General features: G+C 40.6%; 8 protein-coding genes. 1 reads left to right on the plus strand and 7 read right to left on the minus strand.

Annotation, left to right across the window (positions count from 1 at the left end):
- Window positions 1–97: 97 nt before the first annotated feature.
- From DX933_RS07035 to metG, 3 genes are all read right to left on the minus strand, one after another.
- Window positions 98–1,360: a G5 and 3D domain-containing protein gene (locus DX933_RS07035; RefSeq protein ID WP_123315766.1), complete on the minus strand. Its 1,263-nt coding sequence runs from the start codon at window positions 1,358–1,360 to the stop codon at window positions 98–100.
- 447 nt (window positions 1,361–1,807) lie between these two features.
- A complete protein-coding gene (locus DX933_RS07040; protein ID WP_123315767.1) occupies window positions 1,808–2,575 on the minus strand; it encodes a TatD family hydrolase in 768 nt (255 codons plus the stop codon).
- A 105-nt stretch (window positions 2,576–2,680) separates the two neighbouring features.
- Window positions 2,681–4,636: a methionine--tRNA ligase gene (metG, locus tag DX933_RS07045; RefSeq protein ID WP_123315768.1), complete on the minus strand. Its 1,956-nt coding sequence runs from the start codon at window positions 4,634–4,636 to the stop codon at window positions 2,681–2,683.
- Window positions 4,637–4,921: 285 nt separating this feature from the next.
- Between metG and DX933_RS07050 the strand changes: the two genes are divergently transcribed.
- Window positions 4,922–5,200: an AbrB/MazE/SpoVT family DNA-binding domain-containing protein gene (locus DX933_RS07050; protein ID WP_123315769.1), complete on the plus strand. Its 279-nt coding sequence runs from the start codon at window positions 4,922–4,924 to the stop codon at window positions 5,198–5,200.
- 95 nt (window positions 5,201–5,295) lie between these two features.
- Here the strand turns inward: DX933_RS07050 and rsmI are convergent, their stop codons facing one another.
- The 4 genes from rsmI to DX933_RS18865 all read right to left on the minus strand — a co-directional run bounded on the left by rsmI (window position 5,296) and on the right by DX933_RS18865 (window position 7,539).
- Window positions 5,296–6,174 (minus strand): 16S rRNA (cytidine(1402)-2'-O)-methyltransferase, encoded by an 879-nt coding sequence (rsmI, locus tag DX933_RS07055; protein ID WP_123315770.1) that lies wholly within the window; start codon window positions 6,172–6,174, stop codon window positions 5,296–5,298.
- Window positions 6,171–6,449, minus strand: coding sequence for a GIY-YIG nuclease family protein (locus DX933_RS07060; protein WP_123315771.1), 279 nt, complete (start codon window positions 6,447–6,449; stop codon window positions 6,171–6,173). Before DX933_RS07060 ends, rsmI begins: the two co-directional genes overlap by 4 nt.
- Window positions 6,442–7,182 carry a tRNA1(Val) (adenine(37)-N6)-methyltransferase gene (locus DX933_RS07065; protein ID WP_123315772.1) on the minus strand — a complete coding sequence of 247 codons (741 nt, stop codon included), beginning with the start codon at window positions 7,180–7,182 and terminating at the stop codon, window positions 6,442–6,444. Before DX933_RS07065 ends, DX933_RS07060 begins: the two co-directional genes overlap by 8 nt.
- Before the next feature lie 258 nt (window positions 7,183–7,440).
- On the minus strand, window positions 7,441–7,539 hold the full coding sequence (locus DX933_RS18865) for an IS3 family transposase (RefSeq protein ID WP_223805904.1): 99 nt from the start codon (window positions 7,537–7,539) through the stop codon (window positions 7,441–7,443).

The following is a 7,539-nucleotide window of genomic DNA, read 5'->3' on the forward strand; positions in this document are numbered from 1 at the left end:
CGGGGGATTCCGCATCTAACATCTACTTTTACTGGAACAATAAATAATGCTCCTACCATCATAGCATGGCAGGAGCAGTAAATTCTATTTGCATGAATTAATTTAAAATACGTATTTTAACCTTACGAACACCCCAGCGATATGCATCCGCCTTCGTAGGTACATGAACATCAATACGATGTCCAACAATGTTACCACCAGTATCCCCAGCAATTGCTTCTCCATAGCCTTCTACCCAAACCTTCGTACCTAGTGGGATAATGCTTGGATCAACCGCAATCACCTTTGCATTCGGATTTGCTTTTAAATTAATACCGATACGTGTAACACCTGAACATCCGCTACAGGTTGCAGTAAATGCACTTGCTGTAACATAAAATTCTTTACCGGAAGGCTTTTCTGCTGCTGGTTTCTTCTTAGCAGGGGCCTTCGTTTCTTGTTTTGGTTTTTCTTGCTTCGGTGTTTTCTTAGCAACTTGAACAAGATCCTGCTGTGGTTCTTTTGTTCCTAAAGCAATCACACGATTTTGGCCTTCTTCAACCGTTTTTGTTTCAATTAGCTTGCGATCAACTTCTTTGCCATTTTCTTTGATGATTTCAAAGACTTTAATCACAGAGCCCTCTTTACCTTCTTGCACCACACGTGTTTTACCTTTTTCCAGTGAGCTGTCCTCTTGGCGCTCCTCTTGGAATGCAACAGCTTCCGTCACTTCTTTTTTGCTTTTGGTGACGCGAATGATGGAAATCTTATCGTCTGCCTGTACGGTATCATCCAATTTAACATTTAATTTATCATTGCTTTTTTTATTATATTTGATATTGGCTGATGCCAGTAAATCGGCAACGGTTCCACCTGTTGTCCAAACCTTCTTCTTCTTTCCGCCATCGTTCACAGTTACCTGGAAAGCTTGCGCAACCTCAAGCTTCAATCCGTCTTCAATTGCGTCATCTGCAGTATGTGAAACATCGTCATGCTTTGTGAAAGAAAGATTATTCTCTGCAAAAAATTCTCCTACCGTGTCCACAGTCGTATAATACGCCGTTTCTGTTCCATCGACATCAACCATCACTTGTTTTGCGGTTATGTATGTTACTTCCATTCCCGTTTCAACTTGTGCGTCCGTTGCATGTGATAGTGCATCATGTTCTCCAACAGTAATTCCCACTTCGTCAAGCAGATCTCCTACTGTATTTGCATGTGTTCTTACGCTGAGTTCTTCTCCATTGTCTACTACTGCCACCTCGGCTTTCGTTGCTTCAAAGATGACAAAACTTGAAAAAGCAATCAGTGCCATCACACCAATACTAGAAATAACCAGCTTCATTTTTGAGGCCGGCAATAGCTTTGAAATAATTCGCATGCATATGCCTCCTTAATCGAACTCGATTATATAAACACTAATATGGAAAGTAAAGCCAATTACGATTACGGTTGTTTTACAATTTTATTACAAAATATTGTAATATTCTGTCTATTAAAAAGATAAAAACACCGGAACCCGCTCTATGATACTCTTTACAGCACATGAAAAATATTAAAAAAGATGATTTTTGTTGTAATATTGAGGTTGAAAAAAGTTACAAAAACGAATGAATTTTTACGAGAAATATTGAAAATGACATAAATATGACAGCTTGTCTCTTGAACTATAAGCTCAAAAAACGTCTGAAAATCGACTAAAAAAGGATGTTCAGGAAGGAAATGTAATAGTGAATCACCACAACATTTGTCACCTGTCATATCCTTACATAAAAAAACGCAGGTCATCATCCACATCTTGGATCATAACCTGCATGCAAAAATGTATTTAATTAATGCCGAAAAAGGTCAGTGCATTTTTGGTAGTGGCACCACTTAATTCATCAACAGATAAACCACGCAGCTCGGCAATCTTTTCCGCTACCAGCTTCACATAAGCAGGTTCATTCCGTTTGCCACGGTTCGGATGCGGTGCCAAGTATGGGGCATCTGTTTCAATAAGTAATCTGTCCAATGGCACTTGAACTGCAACTTCTTTAGGTAAGGGTGCATTTTTAAATGTGACAGGACCCCCTAGTGAAATATAAAAGTTCATATCCAAGCATGCTTGTACATAATCAACGGAATCATTGTAGCAATGCATGATACCGCCGATTTCTTTTGCATTTTCCTCCTGTAAAATCTCTATAATATCTTCTGTCGCCTCCCGATTATGGATAATAATCGGCAATTTTATTTTTTTGGCCAAAGCGATTTGCTTACGGAAAACGTCCTTTTGAATATCCTTTGGTGATTTGTCCCAATGATAATCCAAACCCATTTCCCCAAGTGCCACAACTTTCGGATGTGCTGCTTGCTTTTCCAGCCAGTCAAGATCTTCGTCTGTCATATCTATTGCATCAACTGGATGCCAGCCAACCGCCGCATAAATGGTATCATACGCTTCAGCAATTTCCAGAGCACGTGGTATCGTTTCGCGGTCAAATCCAACAACGACCATATAACGGACTCCTGCTTCAAATGCACGTTCTATCGTTGCTTCCATATCATCTTCAAATTGGTATGCGTTCAAATGGACATGTGTATCAAATAACATGCTGCACTTCCTTTCATCTTACATTCTGAACATTCCCGGTTCCTGATAAACAATAGTAAAAACCGGCCTCCATACATAGCCTGGAAGCCGGATAATAATCTTTGCTTACTTCACGACAGAACCATTTGGTAAATCTTTTTCCACCGTTGCCAGGGAGAGCTTACCATGCTCATCCTCACCGGATAAAATCATTCCTTCAGACATTTCTCCACGTAATTTTACCGGCTTCAGATTGACAACACAAATTACTTTTCTGCCAACAAGTGCTTCCGGATCGTAAAATTCTGCAATACCTGAAATCACTTGACGTTTTTCCTTACCAAGATCGAGCTGCAGCTTCAGCAGCTTATCCGCCTTCTTCATTTTTTCCGCCTTAACAATCTCAGCAACACGTAGATCCAGCTTCATGAAGTCATCATAAGCAATTTGAGCTTTCGCATCTGTTGCTTCTTCTGCTTCATCCGCATCCTGAGCTGGATTTTGCATCATGGCCTTAATGGTTTCTACCTCTGCCTTCACATCCAGACGTGGAAAGAGCGGATTGCCACGTTTCACCTGTGTGCCTGCTGGAATAGATCCTCTTTCATAGATGCTTTCCCATTGCTTCAATGCATCACCTTCAAGCCCTAGCTGTTGAAAAACCTCTTTTGGAGATTCTGTCAGAAATGGCTGCAGCATGACAGCTACGACACGGAGTGACTCTGCGAGATGTGCCATGACATTGCCAAGACGTTCTTTTTTATCATCCTGCTTCGCCAACACCCATGGCTCATTTTCGTCAATATATTTATTCGTTCTACTTATTAATTGCCATATGGAGGCCAATGCGACAGAAAACTGCATATTTTCCATGGCGTGCTCTACTTTTTCTATCATCTCTGCTGTTAATGCTTCTAATGCTTGATCGACAGCCGTCTCACCCATTTGATAGGCAGGAATACGACCATCAAAATATTGATCAATCATCGCAACCGTACGATTTAATAAATTACCGAAGTCATTAGCTAAATCGTAATTCGTTCTTTCCACAAAACCTTCTGGCGTAAACACACCATCTGATCCAAATGGAACTTCACGCAGTAAATAATAACGTAGTGCATCCAAGCCATAACGGTCTGTCAACGATACCGGATCAACTACATTTCCTTTTGATTTGGACATTTTTCCATCTTTCATTAATATCCAACCATGTGCAAATACCTTAGTCGGAAGCGGCAAATCTAAAGCCATCAGCATAATGGGCCAGTATATGGTATGGAAACGAACGATTTCCTTACTCATTAAATGCACATCAGCCGGCCAGTACTTTTGGAACTTTTCATCATGCTCCGTACCATAACCCAATGCGGTAATATAATTCGTCAATGCATCAATCCATACATAAATGACATGCTTCGGATCTCCTGGCACTTTAATACCCCAATCAAAGGTAGTACGTGATACCGCCAAATCCTCTAAACCAGGCTTAATAAAGTTGTTAAGCATTTCATTTTTTCGGCTTTCCGGCTGAATAAATTCCGGATGCTCCTCATAATATGCGACAAGTCGATCAGCATATTTGCTCATTTTAAAGAAGTAGGATTCTTCCCGTACACGATCAACTGGACCACCACAGTCAGGGCAATTGCCATTTTCCAATTGTCTTTCCGTAAAAAACGATTCACAGGAAGTACAATACCAGCCCTCATATTCATCTAAATAAATATCACCTTGCTCCTGCAGCTGGGCAAATATTTTTTCGACGATTTTTTTATGACGTTCCTCCGTTGTCCGGATAAAGTCATCATTTGTTATTTTTAGCTTTTTCCATAGGGACTGAATTCCACCAACAATCTCATCCACATATTCCTGTGGTGTCTGCCCATTTTCAGCAGCTTTCTTCTGGATTTTCTGTCCGTGTTCATCTGTACCTGTTAAATACATCACATCAAAGCCCCGCAAACGCTTGTATCTTGCAATGGCATCACCTGCCACAGTTGAATAAGCATGCCCAATATGGAGCTTGCCACTTGGGTAATATATTGGTGTTGTTATATAAAAAGTGTTATTGCGTTTTGGCATTGCCCTTCCTCCTTCATCTCAAGTGCTTCATTATTCCATTGTAGCGATTTTGCAAATGAATTTCCAACATGACATCATATGACTTACATTTCCACGATATGGCCAATCAACTACAGTGTTTTCCTGATTGATTTATGATAAAAAGCAAGTCTGACAAATTTTCAAAATCATTTCTATTTTGATAATAAAATGTTGACATTATCAACAATTATTGGTAATATACCGTATAGAGTATGTCGAAATTTGACGAATAACATTTTTTTATCTTGAGGGGGAAATTTTAATATGAAATCGACAGGCATTGTACGTAAGGTCGATGAACTAGGACGTGTCGTTATTCCAATCGAACTTAGAAGAACACTTGACATTAACATCAAAGATCCGCTGGAAATATATGTGGATAATGATAAAATTGTTCTAAAGAAATATAAAGCAAACATGTCCTGCTTTATCACAGGTGAATCCTCGGATGATAACATCGCATTTGCAGACGGAAAATTGGTTTTAAGTCCTGAGGGCGCCAAAGCATTAATTGACGAGATTCAGTCACGCTTTGATAAATAAAGAAATAACCAAGCACACCCCTGGACACTAAAAAGCATATACGAGAAAGCAAAAGGCAGATCTTCCTCCATGAATTTTAGGAAGTCTGCCTTTTTCTATTCTTTATCTATGTGATAAGCCTGATATACATCGCGCTTTGGTAATGCACGATCCTTTGCTGCTAGGCGAATTGCTTCCTTACTACTTATATTTTCAGTCTGCATATAATGCTCTACATGGCCTTTCAGGGAAAATGTCTCCCACCACTTTTCATCGGACGCCAGCTCTGTTTCCTGGCTACCTTCTACTACAATGCATAGTTCACCACGCCATTCTTGATCGGCTGCCCAAGTACAAATTTCTTCCATCTCACCACGAATATATTCCTCAAAGCGCTTCGTTAACTCCCGCGCGATAGCAATTTTCCGATTTCCCAGCACCTCATTTATGGTCTGTAAGGTTTCGCGTATGCGATGTGGTGATTCATAAAACAATAAAGTAGCCTTCGCCTGTCGAAGCCGCTCCAACGCTTCGACACGGCTTTTTTTCTTTCTTGGTAAAAATCCGTAAAATAAAAATTCATCTGTCGCAAGCCCAGAACCGACCAATGCACATAATGCTGCATTGGCACCCGGTAATACCACAACTGGATAATCAACTTCAATTGCCGCCTGAACAAGCTCGTAGCCGGGATCAGAAATAGCGGGCATACCTGCATCACTGACAATAGCCACCGATTCCCCATTTGCTAAGCGGGCTAGAAGCTGTTCCTCACGGCTTAATTTATTATGCTCATGATAGCTAATCAGTGGAACAGAAATTTCAAAATGCAGCAATAGCTTTTTCGTATTCCGAGTATCCTCCGCAGCAATGACCGCTACAGATTCCAAGATTTTTAAGGCACGGTAAGTAATGTCCTCCAAATTTCCAATAGGAGTTGGAACGACATACAATGTCCCTGTTTCTGAAGAAGAAAAGCTTTTTTGGATCTTCATTCTGCTGCACCATCCTTCTGTAATTCCCCTTGAATGAGTAATAGCTTCTGCTGCTTTGACAGCTGCTTAATTTCATATTCCCGTTGCATCGCTTCTTCCTTGGTTTCATAATACTCCGTATGAACAATTTGCAGCGGACCTCGTCCACGTGTATACTTAGCACCTTTTCCTGATTCATGCATTTTCATACGATGGGACAAATCATTTGTATAGCCCGTATATAATGTACCGTCCTTGCAACGCAGCATATAAACAGTATGAATTGCTTTAACCATAAATAATCGCCTCTGCTTCTGCTGTATAGCTGCCATTTTCCTCATAGATGTACAACGGCGGTAAAATCTTTAAATCTGATTTCCCATCCCTTACACCTTCCAACAGTAACATATTTGCCTCTCGCCCTTTTTTAGGATAAACAAGCTGCATCCTTTTCGGCTCCATGCGATACATACGAAATAAATTCATCATATCTACCAGTCTTCCCGGACGATGAACCATGGCAACCTTTCCACCTGGCCGAACATGCAGCTTACAAGCCTTGACTACATCTTCAAGCGTACAATATACCTCATGACGAGCGATGGTTAAGTATTCATTTTGGTTGTGTTCCGTTGGTGCAGGCGTTGCAAAATAGGGTGGATTACAAGTCACTACATCATACGTACTATGCCCCAGTTCCGCCTGCAGCTCCCGTAAATCCCCATGAATCATCGATAATCTATCATCCAATCCGTTCAATTGAACATTCCGTACCGCCATATCATAAATTCGCGACTGGATTTCAACACCAGTCATTGCCGCCTTTGTTTTTCTAGATAATAATAGTGGTACAACACCATTTCCTGTACATAAATCTAGAATACGCCCACGTTGAATAGGCACCTGAACGAAATGTGCCAGCAAAACTGCATCCAAAGAGAACGAAAACGCGGTGGGACTTTGTATAATTTTCATGCTTTCATCCGCAAGCAAATAATCCAGTCGTTCATCATCCTTTAATTGCACCATACGCCAAACCCTTCCTTTTAACCATGCGATATATCGCTTCTTTTTCCACATACCTTAACAAAAGCGCAAGCGCCCGTCTAGTAACGTACAAACTGCGCCCCGCCAAGCGGGGTGGTTCAGTGTTGTCGCGCAAAGCGACGGTTTTAGCTGAACTTCCAATTTATCTGACGAGATAAAGGAAACTTGAAGCGTGTTAACGATTTGGAATGTCAACACTAAACTGAACAAATTTTCTAAGGTAGGGTAACTTGTTTATGATTAAATTTTGCTCAATTCTGTCTGATGTTTGTGTTTATATTCCATCGGCGTTAAATAATCCAACGATCCATGAATTCGAATATTATTAAACCAATTCAC

This window comes from Ornithinibacillus gellani (assembly GCF_003730295.1).
Taxonomy (GTDB): domain Bacteria; phylum Bacillota; class Bacilli; order Bacillales; family Amphibacillaceae; genus Ornithinibacillus_A; species Ornithinibacillus_A gellani.